Below are 14,824 nucleotides of genomic sequence, written 5' to 3' on the forward strand. Positions count from 1 at the left end.
GGCGAATGTCGGTTTCAAAACGCGGCAAAGCCTCGGACCCTGCCTGCCCCACATAGGCGGCCTGCACGGTCTCAACCACCTCAGGTTGCGACTGCGCACCCGTCTCTGCCGCAGCAGAGACCGTGCCCCCCAGCACAATCCACACAAAGACCCGTAGCGCTTTCATCACGCGAATATGCAGGACAACACCGATAAATTGCAATCTAGCGCCACATTTCGGACCGCTTTTGGAAACAAACCGCCAAAAACCACGCAATCGTTGCGTCATTCGCCACAATCAGGGGTTGCGGGCATCAACCCTGGCTCGGCAGCGAACCGCCGATGCAACAGAAACACCGCGGTAAATCCGCACCGCCGCCACGCTCTTGCCCTAATGGATGGGCATCTTTCCCAGCATTAACCGCCCAACGGACCTTATCGAATGACCTTTTTGAACGCCCTCATTCAAAAGCACGTCGCCCCCTGGGGAAGCTCTTTCAGGACACACCGCCTGAGGAAACCCCGGTCGCGCCCGTGCCCCCGCTGATCCGGCGTAAATCACAGCGCACGGTGATGGCACAGACACGCGAAGACGCGCTGATGATCGCCTGCCCCGATCCCACGGCAGAGGACAGCATCCGTGAACGCCACCTCAGCCGCGCGCAGCATTTTGCGCGCCAGGAACGCTGGGAAGACGTGATCGCCATCATCGACACGGCAGATAAGGAACGCCACATGACGCCGGGCACCATGCCGGTCGCAGATCTTTTGGCCTATGGCGCGCGTGCCGATGTGGTGCATGCCGCAGAACATGCGCTGATGGATGGATTTCCCGCCAAAGACGCCCCGCTGATGGCGGGCATCGAAGCGTTGGAGCATGTCTTGGCTGAGCACAGCAAGTCACAAATCGTGGCCTGCATCGTGGCCCAGGCGCATATGGACATCGGCTGGGCCTGGCGCGGCAACTCCTGGGACATCGAAGTGCCCGAACGCAACCGCGCCGCGTTTGAAGCGCACTTTGACCGTGCCGGCGATATCATGGCCGAACATTCGGTGAAAAAACCAACCTCCCCTCTGCTGGCTGCAACCCGCTGCGCGCTGATGGGCGGGATGGAGACAGACAAACGCCGCACCGCAGACCTTTATGAGACGCTGATTGATCTGAACCCCGGCAACCCCCGCCCGATGCGTGCGATGGGAAATCAGCTTTTGCCCCGTTGGAGCGGCAGCTACGAAGAGCTTGAGCTTGAAGCCCGCCGCACCGCCGCGCGCACCCATGAAACCTGGGGGCTGGCGGCTATACTTGGGTGCAATTTGATGCCATCGGCTATGATGACGAAGCCTGCGCGAAACTGGATGTTGAGTTCTTTGTTGAAGGGCTGCGCGACATCCTGCAGCGCCGCTCTGACCCCTATACCGCAAACCTTTTGGCGGCCTATTGCGCCAATGCCATCGGCCAGGCCTTTTCCGGCAACGACAAAGCGGATCATAACCGCAACCAGATCGCCAAATGCGCGCAATGGATCGTGCGCAACCATCTGACCGAACTGCATCCGATGATCTGGGCCCATGCCGCGCGCGGTTTTGACAACAACCTGCGCGTCCACTCGCCCACGCGATTTGCCGCCTCCGGCAAAGAGGACGCGATCCGCATCATCACCTCAATGTTCAGCCGCGAAATCGCGGACGGCAAACGCATTGTGTTCACAGATACCGGCCCGGTGGCTCAAGTCTCATAGGCTCTATGCCCATCAAATGGGGTGCGTCCTTCCTGCCTGAATGATCAAAGCTGCCCAATCTGGGCGACTTTATCGGTCCTCTTTGCTGGCTGAGCGACGGTCACGTGACAGGCCGCGGGGCGCTACCTTCTTAACAGCCATGGTGTACGGCCCGATGATGGTCGGCGCATCTTAAGCGAGATGATCTTTTACAATCTCAATGGCTTGCGCTCTGCCGCGCCCAAAAAATACGTCCCGGCTGAGGCACCAGACAACAAGCGATCACAATAAGCGCGACGTATTTGAAAGCTCACCGGACAGCTTCCGGCTTGTCGGTCAAAAAGAAGGGGCATAACGCCCGCCCCCCGGCAACCGCCGTCTTCTGGTCACAAGGCCCGAGCCTATAGCCCAAAACCACCTCGCCAGCTCCCCAAACCCAAATCCCAAACCCAAATCCGTTGCACTGATTGTGCGCTCTGCCTAAGGTACGCTCACGGCGCGCGTGGGCGCAAAAAGGGGGCGGCAGACCACATGACGGCATCAGAGACAACACATGTTCTGATTGCGGACATCACGGGCAGCACCCCGCTTTACGAAAAACTCTCCGAGGCTGAGGCTTTGGCACAGATCAGCGCCGTTCTGGACGAAATGCGCCGGATCATTGATGCCAATAACGGCGAATGCGTCAGTTCCAAAGGCGATGACACCCTCAGCATCTTTGCCAATGCCGGTGATGCCTTTCTGGCCGCCCGCGCCATGGTCGAAACGACATGGGCCCACGGCATGGCGATCCATGCGGGGGCCTATCGCGGTGACATCATCCGCCACGATGCAGACATCTACGGCGACGCCGTCAACACCGCCGCGCGTCTGGCCAGCCTAGCCAAACCAAGCGAAGTTCTGCTGGGCGATACGCTCTTTGACGGGCTGGATGCCAAAACCCAGGCCATTCTGGTGAACATGGGGGGCCTGCGCCTGAAGGGCAAAGGCGCGCCGGTCCAGGTCCATTCCTTTGCGGTCAGCGACATGGACACGCAAACGGTGCTGTTTGGCGCCACCGGCACGACGCAAACGGGGCGGCGTACCGAATCCGTCGCGCTCAATGCCAATGGCGCGCAATGGTCACTGCAGGACGGTGAAAGCCTCACGGTGGGCCGCGCAACTGATTGCGATGTGGTGCTGCAACACCCTTGGGTGTCGCGCAAACACGGCAGCCTTGAGCTGCGCGCAGCACAGCTTGAATACACCGATCACAGCTCATCTGGCAGTGTGATCATCACCGCCGACGGGCAAGAGTTTTCCCTTCAACGCCGCTCCATGCTGCTCAATGGCGTGGGCATGATCCTTGTCGGCACCCAAGACCGCTCGCAAGAGCCCTCAATCATCCACTACGCCACCAACGATCTGGTCCCAGACGTGCCGGGCTGACCCCCGCTCTCCCCCTACGCCCTGCGCCACATCAACGCAAAGCCCAGCTTTTCTTGACGCATATCAAGGTGCTGGCCGCGCGCACATCCTACCCTGTCCCTGTCACCCGAACAAAAGGCTGAAAGGAGACACTGCCATGTACACCAACATTCTCGTCCCCGTCCTGCTGGATGATGATCACGATACCGCCGGGGCCTATGCCATCGCCCAAGCGCTTGCCGCCGATGACGCGCAGTTCCACGTCGTGCACGTGATGGAACCCATCCCCCAATTCGCGGCAACCCAAATCCCCGATGCCGTTTTGACCGAAACACGAGACGCCATGCACAGCGGTCTGCTGTCCTCTGCTGCGGCTTTGCCAGACGCCAAAACCGCCCTCATCAACGGCCATCCCGGATCAGCCATCGTGGATTACGCATCCCAAAACGGCGTGGATTGCATTATCATCGCCTCCCACAAACCGGGGTTGGAGGATTTCTTTCTTGGCTCCACCGCTGCCCGTGTCGTCCGGCACGCCAAATGCGCGGTCCACGTGATCCGCTAACGCACCACGCCCGCACAAAACCGGCACGCCCCTTGAGCCACCCAAGACATCTGCCTACAACGCAAATGCTGGACCGCACAAAGCGCGAGGGGCGACAGATGATCGGATACATCACCGTTGGCGTGGACGATATGAAAGCGGCGGAACAGTTCTATTCCGCCTTTCTGCCCGCGCTTGGCTATGAGGTCGAAGAATACCACGGCGATCTTAGCTATGTTCTGCCGGTCCCCGCAGGCCAGCGGCCTGTGCAACCGGATTTCTACGTCAAATCCCCCTTCAACGGCGCGCCAGCTTCAACCGGCAACGGCAGCATGGTCTCGTTTGAAGCCACCAACCAGCAACAGGTGCGCGACCTGCACGCCGCCGCCCTCGCCGCAGGCGGCAGCAACGAAGGCGCGCCGGGGTTTCGCGCAGATTATGGGCCGAATTTCTACGTGGGCTACCTGCGCGACCCCCAGGGCAACAAAATTGGCCTTTATGCCAGCAACCCCGATGAACCCGGGCGCGACGACTAACGCCCGCTTTCGCAGCCCTTGGGCGCAGAAATCGCCTGCATTCTGCCCCCGCATCCCCGGCAACTCTTGCAGCGCCACCGCCCCTGCCCTAAGACCGCGCAAGGACATTTGCGCAAGAGGCATAAGATGCTTGATCTGACCTATGAGACCCCCAAACCCCGCGTGATTGCAGGGGCCAAGCACGACTGGGAACTTGTGATCGGGATGGAAGTCCATGCCCAGGTCAGCTCAAACGCGAAACTCTTCTCCGGTGCCTCCACCTTGTTTGGGGCCGAACCCAACTCAAACGTGGCCTTTGTGGACGCAGCCATGCCCGGCATGCTGCCCGTCATCAACGAATACTGCGTGGAACAGGCGGTGCGCACCGGGCTGGGCCTCAAGGCTGAGATCAATCTGAAATCCGCCTTTGACCGCAAGAACTATTTCTACCCCGACCTGCCGCAAGGCTATCAGATCAGCCAGCTTTATGAACCCATCGTGGGCGAAGGCGAGGTGCTGGTGGAACTGGGCGATGGCACCGCGCGGCTGGTGCGGGTGGAACGCATCCACATGGAACAGGACGCGGGCAAATCCATCCACGACATGGACCCCAACATGTCCTTTGTGGACCTGAACCGCACAGGCGTCTGCCTGATGGAAATCGTCTCGCGCCCCGACATCCGCGGCCCCGAAGAGGCTGCCGCCTATCTCGCCAAACTGCGCCAGATCATGCGCTATCTGGGCACCTGCAACGGTGACATGCAGTCCGGTGCGATGCGCGCTGACGTCAACGTCTCCATCTGCCGTCCGGGCGATTATGAGCGTTATCAGGAAACGCAGGATTTCTCTCACCTGGGCACACGCTGTGAGATTAAGAACATGAACTCCATGCGCTTCATCCAGCAAGCCATTGAAGTTGAAGCCAAACGCCAGATCGCCATTGTTGAGGCCGGCGGCAAGGTTGAGCAGGAAACGCGCCTGTTTGATCCTGACAAACAAGAAACCCGTTCCATGCGGTCCAAGGAAGAAGCGCATGATTACCGCTACTTCCCCGATCCCGATCTGCTCCCCCTGGAGATTGAGCAAGCCTGGGTCGACGACATCGCCGCCAACCTGCCCGAACTGCCCGACGCCAAAAAGGCGCGCTTTATCGGGGACTTTGGTCTGTCCGATTACGACGCCTCCGTGCTGACCGCCGATCTGGACAGTGCCGGGTATTTTGAAGCGACAGCCGAAGGCCGCGACGGCAAGATGGCCGCGAACTGGGTGATCAACGAACTCTTTGGCCGTCTGAAAAAAGACGACAAAGACATCACCGACAGCCCCGTCTCTCCGGCACAGCTGGGCCAGATCATTGACCTTATCGCCTCCGATGCCATCTCAGGCAAAATCGCCAAGGACGTGTTTGAGATCAGCTACACCACCGGTCGCGAACCCAATGAGATCGTTGAGACTGAAGGCATGAAGCAGGTCACCGACACCGGCGCTATTGAAGCTGCTGTGGACGAGATCATCGCCGCCAACCCCGATCAGGTCGCCAAGGCCCAGGAAAACCCCAAGCTGGCAGGTTGGTTTGTGGGTCAGGTGATGAAAGCCACCGGCGGCAAGGCAAATCCAAAGGTCGTGAACCAGCTGGTCAGCCAAAAGCTCAAATCCTGAGCCAAAAGGCCCATGCAGATCCCGTTCCGCTCCTCCTACCAGACGGTCAAGCCTGAGTGGATTGACTTTAACGGCCATCTTAACATGGCCTATTACAACGTCCTGTTCGATCAGGCAGTGGATCAGCTCTATCCCACCTGGGGATTTGGGGAGAGCTATGTCAAAGAGACCGGCTGCACCACCTATGTGGCTGAATTCCACGTCTGCTATCTGCGCGAGCTTCATGAAGGCGATGACGTGACCTGCGTCATCCATCTGGTCGATTTTGATGAAAAGCGGTTCCACCTCTACTGCGAACTTTACCATCAAGACGGCTGGCTGGCCGCCACCGGCGAAGGGCTGACGCTGCATGTGGATCAATCCGGCCCCAAAGTGGCCCCCATGCCGCAACACATCCAGGATGCTCTGGCAGCCTACAAAGCGGGTCAAAAAGATCCGCTGCCCGAAGGGCGGATCGGGCGGCGCATCGGTCTGAAGCCCAAGGCTGCGCCCTAACACGCCCGTATTTCCAAGCGTATGCACCTGCGGTGTACGCCCGGTGTACAAGATGTGACAATTCACACTTCGTTAACACCGCGCCCCGTTCCCTTTCCGCAGACCAGCCGCTAAAACCGGGAAAACCCACATTGGACATGCCATGCCACGTTACGAGTACAAAGTCGTTCCGGCCCCCACAAAAGGGCTCAAAGCCAAGGGGCTTAAAACCCCAGAGGCGCGTTTTTCAAACGCAATCCAGCATTTGATGAACACCCTGGCCGAGAAAGGCTGGGAATATCAGCGCGCTGAAACCCTGCCATCTGTCGAACGCGCGGGCCTGACCTCAAGCACCACGGAATGGCGCAACGTCCTGGTCTTCCGCCGCCTGCGCGAAGACGATGTCGACGCCTTCTCACCCGAGCTGCTGCCCGCCCCATCTGAGGCCGATCCGCCGTCTGAGCCCAAGTTGACGGAAGAGGCGAAAGCCCCGTCAAAACCGGCTGAGGACGCAACGCCAGAACCATCCGACAGCAAGGATACAGAGGCCAAGGAAGCAACAGACGCAGCCGACAACGGTGTCGAAGACACCAGCGACGTCAAAGCCCCCAGCACCAGCCTTGAGGCATTGGCGACAAGTCGAAAGTCAGAAAAATCTGATGCTTAGCGGGTAAACTTAAACATCCAGATCAAGTGCCAGCGCGTGAATGCGGCCAATCAGATCAGCCCCCAATGCCGCATGCACAGCGCGGTGACGGGCCACACGGCTTTGCCCCTTGAAGGCCTCTGACCGGATGCGCACATTGAAATGGCTTTCGCCACCTTCTTGAAACCCAGCATGCCCACGGTGGCTTTCGCTGTCATCCACAACCTCTAATTCACGCGGGTCGAAAGCAGCGCGCAGCCGGGTCTCAATCTCTTGTGTTTTTGTCACGATCTTTTTCCCTGCATTTTGCATTCTGCCCCTTCAATCTTGCCCGATAGCCTCTAAACTCAACCGCCTGAGTCGGAAAGGTGTAACCCATGAGCAAACCTGATCCCTTTGGATCTCGACATGTCCGTGTCCTCCTCCAAGAAAAAGAACCCCCGGGGCCGCCGGGGCATGTCAGGGGCGTCTGAAACCTCGACGCGTATCTGCGATCACGACGGATGCGACATGCCCGGCAAGTTCCGCGCGCCCAAAGCACCTGACGTGTTGGACGACTATTTCTGGTTCTGCCAGGAACACGTGCGCGAATATAACCTGAAATGGAATTTCTTCGACGGCACCACCGAAGCCGAGATGAACGCGCAGCGCTCGCAGGACAAAGTTTGGGAACGCAAAACCAAACCGCTGGGCGATCCTGAGGCGCGGGCCTGGGCACGGTTGGGCATCGAAGACCCGCACCAGGTGCTGGGCAAGAACGCCACACAAAACCCCGGCAAGGGCGCGCAAGCGGGTCGCCGTCTGCCGCCGACAGAACGCCGTGCGGTGGAAATTCTGGACGTCAAAGACAATATGACGAAGCCGGAAATCAGGAAAGCTTACAAAGCCTTGGTCAAGGTTCTTCATCCAGACATGAACGGCGGCGACCGCAGCCAGGAAGACCAGTTGCAGCAGGTGAAATGGGCTTGGGACCAGCTAAAGGACAGCCGCAACTTTAAGGATTAAACCTGCGGCCTCTGATGCCGCGGACAAGGAGGCCACATGGACTACCCCTATGATCTGGGCACATATGGGTGCCGCGTCACCACGCAAAGCCCTGAGGCGCAGCTGTGGTTCAATCGCGGGCTGAACTGGCTTTACGGCTTTAACCATAAAGAAGCGATTGTGTGCTTTGATCGCGCAGCAGAGGCCGATCCGACCTGCGCGATGGCCCATTGGGGCCACGCCTATGCCGCGGGGCCAAACTATAACATGCCCTGGGACCGTTTTGACGAAAAAGGGCGACGTGAGGCGTTGGAGGACGCTTTTGATGCGCTCACCCGCGCGCAGGCGTTGAACGTTGGCCTGACCTCATCGGAAGCAGCGCTGATTGACGCGCTTGCCGCGAGATATCCTCAGCGCGATGTGGCTGAGGGGATGGAGGCCTGGGATCATGCCTTTGCCCAAAAGATGGAGGCTGTCGCGGCAGCGCATCCCGATGACTTTGATCTGGCCACAATCTATGTTGATGCGCTTTTGAACCTAACGCCTTGGAATATGTGGGATATTCATACAGGGCAGATCGCGGAAGGGGCTGAGACGGCCAAGGCGCAAGCCACGCTGGAACGACTGATGCGCGCGCCCGGTGGCATGGCGCATCCGGGGCTTTTGCATTTCTACGTACATCTGATGGAAATGTCGCCCACCCCGGAACTGGCGCTGAAAGCGGGTGACCGTCTGCGCACCCTGGTGCCGGACGCCGGACATCTGGTGCACATGCCCAGCCATATCGACGTGCAATGCGGCGACTATGAAGGGGTGGTGCGCTGGAACGAAAAGGCCATTGAGGCCGATCTGATCTATTATGAGCGCGAGGGCGCTTTTAACATCTATACCGGCTACCGGCAGCACAACTATCACTTCGTGATGTACGGCGCGCTGTTCCTGGGTCAGTTTGAACCGGCCATGCGCGCGGTGCGCGGGGTGAAAGACACCACGCCCGACGCGCTCTTGCAGATCAAATCGCCCCCCATGGCCGATTTCTTTGAGGCCTATGTCTCGATGGAGCCGCATGTGCTGATCCGCTTTGGCATGTGGGAAGAAATCCTGAAACTGGACCTGCCCGAAGACCGCGAAACCTATTGCAGCGGCGTGGCGATGATCGAATACGCCAAGGCGCTGGCCCTGTCGGCCCTGGGCCGCATTGAAGAGGCCGAAGCGCAGTACGCCGTCTTTGAAGCCGCCCGAGATGCGGTGCCAGAATCGCGGCTGTTGCACAACGCAACCGTTCAGCAATTGCTGGAAGTGGCGACCGCGATGCTGGACGGTGAGCTGGCCTACCGCAAGGGTGATTTTGACCATGCTTTCAAACGCTTGCGCGATGCCGTGGCGCTGGATGATGCCCTGCCCTACGATGAGCCCTGGGGCTGGATGCAGCCCACGCGCCACGCGCTTGGCGCGTTGTTGTTTGAACAGGGGCACCATGCAGAGGCGGAATTGGTGTTCCGGCAGGACTTAGGGCTGGCCCCCGGCCTGCCCCGCGCCTGCCAGCATCCCGATAACGTCTGGGCGCTGCGCGGGCTTTACGATTGTCTGACTGCGCAGGGCAAAACATCGGATGCGGCCATGCTCAAGCTGCGTCTGGATGTGGCAGAAGCGCGGGCTGATCGCCCGGTAAAGGCCGCTTGTGGCTGCGCACAAGTTGCCATGGCTGACGGCTGATCCATATAACTGGCCGTATGGGTGCACAATCTGTTAGGCCAGCCCTTGCAGGGGCCGAGGATATGGTGCACCACGGGGCGGATTTTACCTCCCCGAAAAGCGGACAGGAAAGGACACCGACATGGCCGATGGCGCGCTCGATCTCAATATGAAGCCCACCGAAGAGATCTCTGTCCGCGAGGTGTTTGGCATCGACACGGATATGGTGGTCAAAGGATTTCCAGAGCGCACCGAACGTGTGCCTGAGCTAGACAGCACCTACAAATTTGACCCCGATACAACGCTGGCCATCCTGGCCGGGTTCAACAACAACCGCCGCGTGATGATCCAAGGTTATCACGGCACGGGTAAATCCACGCACATCGAACAAGTCGCGTCACGCCTGAACTGGCCTGCGGTACGCGTGAACCTCGACAGCCACATCAGCCGGATCGACCTGATCGGCAAAGACGCGATCAAGCTGCGCGACGGCAAACAGGTCACCGATTTCCAGGAAGGCATCCTGCCTTGGGCGCTGCGCAACCCGACGGCCATCGTTTTTGATGAATATGACGCGGGCCGTGCGGACGTGATGTTCGTGATCCAGCGTGTGCTGGAAGTGGACGGCAAGCTGACGCTGCTGGATCAGAACGAAGTGATTGAGCCGCACCCCTATTTCCGCATCTTCGCCACAGCGAACACCGTGGGTCTGGGCGACACGACGGGCCTTTATCACGGCACACAGCAGATCAACCAAGGCCAGATGGACCGGTGGTCCCTGGTGGCGACGTTGAACTACCTCAGCATTGACGCAGAGACAGCAATCGTTCTGGCCAAATGCCCGCATTACAACACCGCTGAGGGCCGCAAGACCGTCAAGCAGATGGTGACCGTGGCGGACCTGACCCGCACGGCCTTCATGAACGGGGAGCTGTCCACCGTGATGTCACCTCGGACCGTGATCGCCTGGGCGCAAAACTCTGAGATTTTCCGAAATGTGGGCTATGCCTTCCGCCTGAGCTTCCTCAACAAATGTGATGAGCTTGAGCGTCAGACGGTGGCGGAATTCTACCAGCGTTTGTTCGACGAAGAGCTGCCAGAGAGTGCGGCAAGCGTGAGCTTGGGGTGAGATCCGGGCTACGGCATTCGATTACGGTGTGGACAGGCCAGTGGTCTGTTCCATCGCGTCGAGCCGGTCTTCGTGGCCCGCGACATTGCCAGCCAGCAGGACCATTATGTGGCTTATACCGTCGATCCTTAGATTGGTTTCGTCAAAACGTTCATTCACTTCCTGCCGAAACGCATCCAGTTCGCCACGCATCCCGCCCATATCTTTGCGCATTTCACGCATTTCGCCGCGCATCTCTTGCAGCAACCGGATGGTGTGATTTTCGGTATCGTCGGCCGTTGAAGTCCTTTCGCGCCTATGCGTTGAATATGAGAGCGCACCACCAAATTGTAAACCTTGCGTAAAGAAACGGTTAACGCTGATGAGCAAACCTACCGACAATCCCGCAGACGCGTTCAAAAAGGCCTTGGCCGAAGCCTCCAAGGTAATGGCCAACGATCCTGAGCTGAATGTGACCTATTCGGTCGACCCGTCGGGTCTGTCGGGTGAGACGATGCGCCTGCCGCAGGTCAGCCGCCGGATGACCCGTGAAGAGGTGCTGTTGGCGCGCGGCACGGCCGATGCCCTGGCGCTGAACCGGCGCTATCACAACGGCCAGACCCACGCCCGCTATGCCCCGCAGGGGGAAATGGCGCGTGACCTTTATGAGGCGATGGAAACCGCCCGTTGCGAAGCCATGGGCGCGCGGGACATGCCCGGCACCGCCGGCAACATCGACGTCAAGATCAAGCATGAGGCGCTGCGGCGCGGCTATGACCAAGCCAAACAGGCCAGCGACGTGCCCTTGGCCACGGCCGCTGGATACCTGGTGCGCCATCTGGCCACCGGGCGCGATTTGCCCACCGGTGCGGCCAACGCGATGGAGCTGTGGCGCGGGTTTATCGAAGATCAGGCGGGCGGCACGCTAGAGGACATGGGCGATCTCTTGGATGATCAGGCCGCTTTTGCCAAATTCGCCCGTCAGATGATCACCGATCTGGGCTATGGCGATCAGCTGGGCGATGACCCTGACGCGCTGGACGAAGATCAGGAAGACGAGGCCGAAGAAGGTGCTGAGGAGGAACAGGATCCCGACAGCACCGGCCAGGATGACCAGGATGAAGATGACGCCGAAGGCTCAGCCGAGCAAAGCCAGGAAGAGCAACAGGATTCCGCAGAAGCCCAGGTTTCCATGGACGACATGGCCGATCAGGAACTGGGCGAAGAGGCGGACATGCCCGAGGGCGAAGCGCCCTTGGAGCCGCCTGCCCCTCAGCCCGTCTCCGAGGCCGATCCGAACTATCAGGTTTATCTCGACACCCATGACGAGGTGATCGGTGCCGAAGAGCTTGCCGAACCAGTCGAGCTGGAGCGTTTGCGCGCCTATCTCGATCAGCAGCTTGAGCCGCTCAAAGGCGCGGTCAGCCGTCTGGCCAACAAGCTGCAGCGCCGGTTGCAAGCCCAGCAAAACCGCTCATGGGAGTTTGATCTGGAAGAAGGCACATTGGACGCGGGCCGCCTGGCGCGGGTTGTGGCCAACCCAACCACGCCGCTTAGCTTCAAGGTCGAAAAAGACACCGAATTCCGCGACACCTGTGTGACGCTGCTTTTGGACAACTCAGGCTCCATGCGGGGGCGCCCGATCTCCATCGCGGCGATCTGTGCGGATGTGCTGGCGCGCACGCTGGAGCGGTGCAACGTTAAGGTCGAAATCCTGGGCTTTACCACCCGCGCCTGGAAAGGCGGACAGGCCCGTGAGGCTTGGCTGAACGAAGGCCGTCCCACTCAGCCTGGGCGGCTGAACGATCTGCGGCACATCATCTATAAATCAGCCGATGCCCCCTGGCGGCGGACCCGTCCGAACCTGGGGTTGATGATGAAAGAGGGCCTGCTAAAGGAAAACATCGACGGTGAGGCGCTGGAATGGGCGCACCGGCGGATGCTGGCCCGGCATGAGGCGCGCAAGATCCTGATGGTCATCTCTGACGGCGCGCCGGTGGACGATTCCACCCTGTCCGTGAACCCGGCCAACTACCTGGAAAAACACCTGCGTGACGTGATTGCGATGGTGGAAAAACGCAGAGCGGTTGAGCTTTTGGCGATCGGCATTGGCCATGACGTGACGCGTTATTATGACCGCGCGGTGACGATCACCGACGTGGATCAGCTTGCCGGTGCCATGACAGAGCAGCTTGCCGCCCTGTTCGACAGTGACCCGCGCGCGCGCGCCCGTGTTATGGGCATGCGCAAGGCAGGCTGACAGAAACGCCCAATATTGAAGGGAGGCCATGATGTTCCAGAGCTTTGAGGTAACCGCCCGGCCAGAACAGGGGCCTGCCCGGCTGGCTGATCTGCGCACGGCAATGGCACGGGCCTGCGTGGATGGTTTTCTGGTTCCGCGTGCCGATGTGCACCAGGGCGAATATGTTGCAGCGCATGATGAACGGTTGGCATGGCTCACCGGGTTTACCGGCTCTGCCGGGTTTTGCGCGGCACTGCGTGACGTGGCGGGTGTTTTCATTGACGGGCGATACCGTACGCAGGTGAAATCCCAGGTGGCGGCTGATTTTACGCCAGTGCCCTGGCCCGAGGTGACCCTGGGCCAATGGTTGAAAGAGCAACTGCCAGACGGCAGCGTTGTTGGGTTTGATCCCTGGCTGCACACGCCCGGCCAGATCGAAGATGTGCGCAAAGAGCTGATGGGCAGCGGCATCGCTCTGCAGGCCTGCGACAACCTGGTGGACCAGATCTGGGCGGATCAGCCTGCCCCGCCGATGGCCGCAGCCAAGATCCATCCGCTTGAATTTGCGGGCGAAAGCCATGCGGACAAACGGGCGCGCCTTGCCAAGGTGGTCACGGACGCAGGCTGTGCCACGGCGGTGATCACCCTGCCCGACAGCCACAACTGGCTCTTGAACATCCGCGGCGCTGACATTCCGCGCAACCCGGTGGCGCATGGTTTTGCGTTCTTGCACGCAGACGGCAGCGTGGATCTGTTCATGGCGCTGCAAAAGTTGGAAGGCTTGGCCGAACATCTGGGGCCTGAGGTGCGCGCCCACGCACCGCAGGCTTTGCAAACTGAACTGGCAGCGCTTTCCGGCGCGGTGTTGCTGGACAAGCAATCTGTGCCAGTGGCCATTGCCGATGCCTTGGGCGATCAGGTGGTTTGGGGCGACGATCCTTGTGCGATCCCGAAGGCCTGCAAAAACCCCGCTGAGGTTGCGGGCAGCGCAGAGGCACATTTGCGCGATGGTGCCGCACTTTGTGAATTGCTGGCCTGGCTGGACGCACAAGCGCCGGGCAGCCTGACCGAGACCCAGGTCGTGACGCAGCTTGAAGCCGCGCGGCGCAAGGACAACGCGCTGCAGGACATCAGCTTTGAGACCATTGCGGGCACCGGCCCTAACGGGGCCATCATGCATTACCGAGTGACCGAGGAAACCGACAGCCGGTTGCAAGACGGGCATTTGCTGGTGTTGGATTCAGGCGGCCAGTATCTGGACGGGACCACCGACATCACCCGCACGGTGGCCATCGGCACGCCCCCCGCCGAGGCAGCTGCCGCCTTTAGTCGTGTGCTGAGCGGGATGATCGCGATGAGCCGGCTGCGCTGGCCTGTCGGTCTGGCCGGGTGCCACATTGAAGCGATTGGCCGGATGCCCCTGTGGTTGGCGGGGCAGGATTTCGATCATGGGCTGGGCCACGGTGTGGGCGCTTATCTGAGCGTGCATGAAGGGCCGCAACGGTTAAGCCGGATCAGCCAAGTGCCGTTGCGCCCTGGTATGATCCTGTCGAATGAGCCGGGATATTACCGCGAAGGGGCTTTTGGCATACGGATTGAAAACCTGTTGGTGGTGGAACCGGCCCCGGCCCTGCCTGGCGGAGATGATCACCGCGCGATGCTGCAGTGGCGCACGCTGAGCTTTGCGCCCATCGACAAGCGCCTGATTGTGCCCGAGCTTTTGGAGCCTGCCACCCGCGATTGGCTGAACGCGTATCATTTGGACGTTGCGGAAAAGATCGGCCCGCGTGTTTCCCCCGAAACAAAACTATGGTTGGATAACGCGACAGCGGCACTGTAAGTTGGCGCAGACA

The 14,824-nt window shown here is 60.0% G+C and carries 14 protein-coding genes and 2 pseudogenes; 14 read left to right on the forward strand and 2 right to left on the reverse strand.

Features of this window, described 5'->3' with window-relative positions; all coding sequences use genetic code 11:
- Nucleotides 1-552 precede the first annotated feature (552 nt).
- The 9 genes and pseudogenes from ACZ1HM_RS13280 (at nucleotide 553) to ACZ1HM_RS13320 (ending at nucleotide 6,963) form a co-directional block, all read left to right on the forward strand.
- The gene (locus ACZ1HM_RS13280; protein ID WP_472743192.1) at nucleotides 553-1,521 is read left to right on the forward strand and encodes a hypothetical protein; all 969 of its coding nucleotides are present in this window, start codon (nucleotides 553-555) and stop codon (nucleotides 1,519-1,521) included.
- Nucleotides 1,506-1,718: a hypothetical protein gene (locus tag ACZ1HM_RS13285; RefSeq protein ID WP_472743193.1), complete on the forward strand. Its 213-nt coding sequence runs from the start codon at nucleotides 1,506-1,508 to the stop codon at nucleotides 1,716-1,718. The genes ACZ1HM_RS13280 and ACZ1HM_RS13285 overlap by 16 nt, the downstream gene beginning before the upstream one ends.
- A gap of 123 nt (nucleotides 1,719-1,841) precedes the next feature.
- Nucleotides 1,842-2,047, forward strand: a pseudogene (locus ACZ1HM_RS13290) (IS5/IS1182 family transposase); the annotation flags it as partial.
- Between the two features lie 181 nt (nucleotides 2,048-2,228).
- Nucleotides 2,229-3,125 carry an adenylate/guanylate cyclase domain-containing protein gene (locus ACZ1HM_RS13295; RefSeq protein ID WP_472743194.1) on the forward strand — a complete coding sequence of 299 codons (897 nt, stop codon included), beginning with the start codon at nucleotides 2,229-2,231 and terminating at the stop codon, nucleotides 3,123-3,125.
- Nucleotides 3,126-3,261: 136 nt separating this feature from the next.
- Nucleotides 3,262-3,669: a universal stress protein gene (locus tag ACZ1HM_RS13300; protein ID WP_472743195.1), complete on the forward strand. Its 408-nt coding sequence runs from the start codon at nucleotides 3,262-3,264 to the stop codon at nucleotides 3,667-3,669.
- Nucleotides 3,670-3,767: 98 nt separating this feature from the next.
- Nucleotides 3,768-4,184 (forward strand): VOC family protein, encoded by a 417-nt coding sequence (locus ACZ1HM_RS13305; protein ID WP_472743196.1) that lies wholly within the window; start codon nucleotides 3,768-3,770, stop codon nucleotides 4,182-4,184.
- A gap of 126 nt (nucleotides 4,185-4,310) precedes the next feature.
- On the forward strand, nucleotides 4,311-5,822 hold the full coding sequence (gatB, locus tag ACZ1HM_RS13310; RefSeq protein ID WP_472743197.1) for an Asp-tRNA(Asn)/Glu-tRNA(Gln) amidotransferase subunit GatB: 1,512 nt from the start codon (nucleotides 4,311-4,313) through the stop codon (nucleotides 5,820-5,822).
- Nucleotides 5,823-5,834: 12 nt separating this feature from the next.
- Entirely contained in the window at nucleotides 5,835-6,317 is a 483-nt protein-coding gene (locus ACZ1HM_RS13315; protein WP_472743198.1) for a thioesterase family protein, read from the forward strand.
- Nucleotides 6,318-6,459: 142 nt separating this feature from the next.
- Complete coding sequence (locus ACZ1HM_RS13320) at nucleotides 6,460-6,963, forward strand: DUF4177 domain-containing protein (RefSeq protein ID WP_472743199.1); 504 nt, start codon at nucleotides 6,460-6,462, stop codon at nucleotides 6,961-6,963.
- 9 nt (nucleotides 6,964-6,972) lie between these two features.
- Here the strand turns inward: ACZ1HM_RS13320 and ACZ1HM_RS13325 are convergent, their stop codons facing one another.
- Nucleotides 6,973-7,230, reverse strand: coding sequence for a BolA family protein (locus ACZ1HM_RS13325; RefSeq protein WP_472743200.1), 258 nt, complete (start codon nucleotides 7,228-7,230; stop codon nucleotides 6,973-6,975).
- Between the two features lie 89 nt (nucleotides 7,231-7,319).
- Between ACZ1HM_RS13325 and ACZ1HM_RS13330 the strand changes: the two are divergent.
- The 3 genes and pseudogenes from ACZ1HM_RS13330 to cobS all read left to right on the forward strand — a co-directional run bounded on the left by ACZ1HM_RS13330 (nucleotide 7,320) and on the right by cobS (nucleotide 10,750).
- Nucleotides 7,320-7,947, forward strand: a pseudogene (locus tag ACZ1HM_RS13330) (J domain-containing protein).
- Between the two features lie 36 nt (nucleotides 7,948-7,983).
- The gene (locus tag ACZ1HM_RS13335; protein WP_472743201.1) at nucleotides 7,984-9,642 is read left to right on the forward strand and encodes a hypothetical protein; all 1,659 of its coding nucleotides are present in this window, start codon (nucleotides 7,984-7,986) and stop codon (nucleotides 9,640-9,642) included.
- Nucleotides 9,643-9,763: 121 nt separating this feature from the next.
- On the forward strand, nucleotides 9,764-10,750 hold the full coding sequence (cobS, locus tag ACZ1HM_RS13340; RefSeq protein WP_472743202.1) for a cobaltochelatase subunit CobS: 987 nt from the start codon (nucleotides 9,764-9,766) through the stop codon (nucleotides 10,748-10,750).
- Between the two features lie 21 nt (nucleotides 10,751-10,771).
- Here cobS and ACZ1HM_RS13345 read toward each other — a convergent pair whose 3' ends face one another.
- Entirely contained in the window at nucleotides 10,772-10,984 is a 213-nt protein-coding gene (locus ACZ1HM_RS13345) for a hypothetical protein (protein ID WP_472743203.1), read from the reverse strand.
- A gap of 127 nt (nucleotides 10,985-11,111) precedes the next feature.
- On the opposite strand from ACZ1HM_RS13345, the gene cobT reads away from it, so the two are divergent.
- Nucleotides 11,112-12,989 carry a cobaltochelatase subunit CobT gene (gene cobT, locus ACZ1HM_RS13350; protein WP_472743204.1) on the forward strand — a complete coding sequence of 626 codons (1,878 nt, stop codon included), beginning with the start codon at nucleotides 11,112-11,114 and terminating at the stop codon, nucleotides 12,987-12,989.
- Nucleotides 12,990-13,020: 31 nt separating this feature from the next.
- Complete coding sequence (locus tag ACZ1HM_RS13355) at nucleotides 13,021-14,811, forward strand: aminopeptidase P family protein (RefSeq protein WP_472743205.1); 1,791 nt, start codon at nucleotides 13,021-13,023, stop codon at nucleotides 14,809-14,811.
- Nucleotides 14,812-14,824: the final 13 nt, after the last annotated feature.

The organism is Sulfitobacter sp. GN1-4, from assembly GCF_055693825.1.

What these genes read in the sequence shown, in the direction of transcription:
- ACZ1HM_RS13305 (WP_472743196.1), top strand. Translation starts at nt 3,768, where the DNA reads ATGATCGGATACATCACCGTTGGCGTGGACGATATGAAAGCGGCGGAA.
- ACZ1HM_RS13300 (WP_472743195.1), top strand. Translation starts at nt 3,262, where the DNA reads ATGTACACCAACATTCTCGTCCCCGTCCTGCTGGATGATGATCACGAT.
- ACZ1HM_RS13345 (WP_472743203.1), bottom strand. Translation starts at nt 10,984, where the DNA reads ATGCGCGGCGAAATGCGTGAAATGCGCAAAGATATGGGCGGGATGCGT.
- ACZ1HM_RS13335 (WP_472743201.1), top strand. Translation starts at nt 7,984, where the DNA reads ATGGACTACCCCTATGATCTGGGCACATATGGGTGCCGCGTCACCACG.
- ACZ1HM_RS13295 (WP_472743194.1), top strand. Translation starts at nt 2,229, where the DNA reads ATGACGGCATCAGAGACAACACATGTTCTGATTGCGGACATCACGGGC.
- ACZ1HM_RS13355 (WP_472743205.1), top strand. Translation starts at nt 13,021, where the DNA reads ATGTTCCAGAGCTTTGAGGTAACCGCCCGGCCAGAACAGGGGCCTGCC.
- gatB (WP_472743197.1), top strand. Translation starts at nt 4,311, where the DNA reads ATGCTTGATCTGACCTATGAGACCCCCAAACCCCGCGTGATTGCAGGG.
- cobS (WP_472743202.1), top strand. Translation starts at nt 9,764, where the DNA reads ATGGCCGATGGCGCGCTCGATCTCAATATGAAGCCCACCGAAGAGATC.
- ACZ1HM_RS13280 (WP_472743192.1), top strand. Translation starts at nt 553, where the DNA reads ATGGCACAGACACGCGAAGACGCGCTGATGATCGCCTGCCCCGATCCC.
- cobT (WP_472743204.1), top strand. Translation starts at nt 11,112, where the DNA reads ATGAGCAAACCTACCGACAATCCCGCAGACGCGTTCAAAAAGGCCTTG.
- ACZ1HM_RS13320 (WP_472743199.1), top strand. Translation starts at nt 6,460, where the DNA reads ATGCCACGTTACGAGTACAAAGTCGTTCCGGCCCCCACAAAAGGGCTC.
- ACZ1HM_RS13315 (WP_472743198.1), top strand. Translation starts at nt 5,835, where the DNA reads ATGCAGATCCCGTTCCGCTCCTCCTACCAGACGGTCAAGCCTGAGTGG.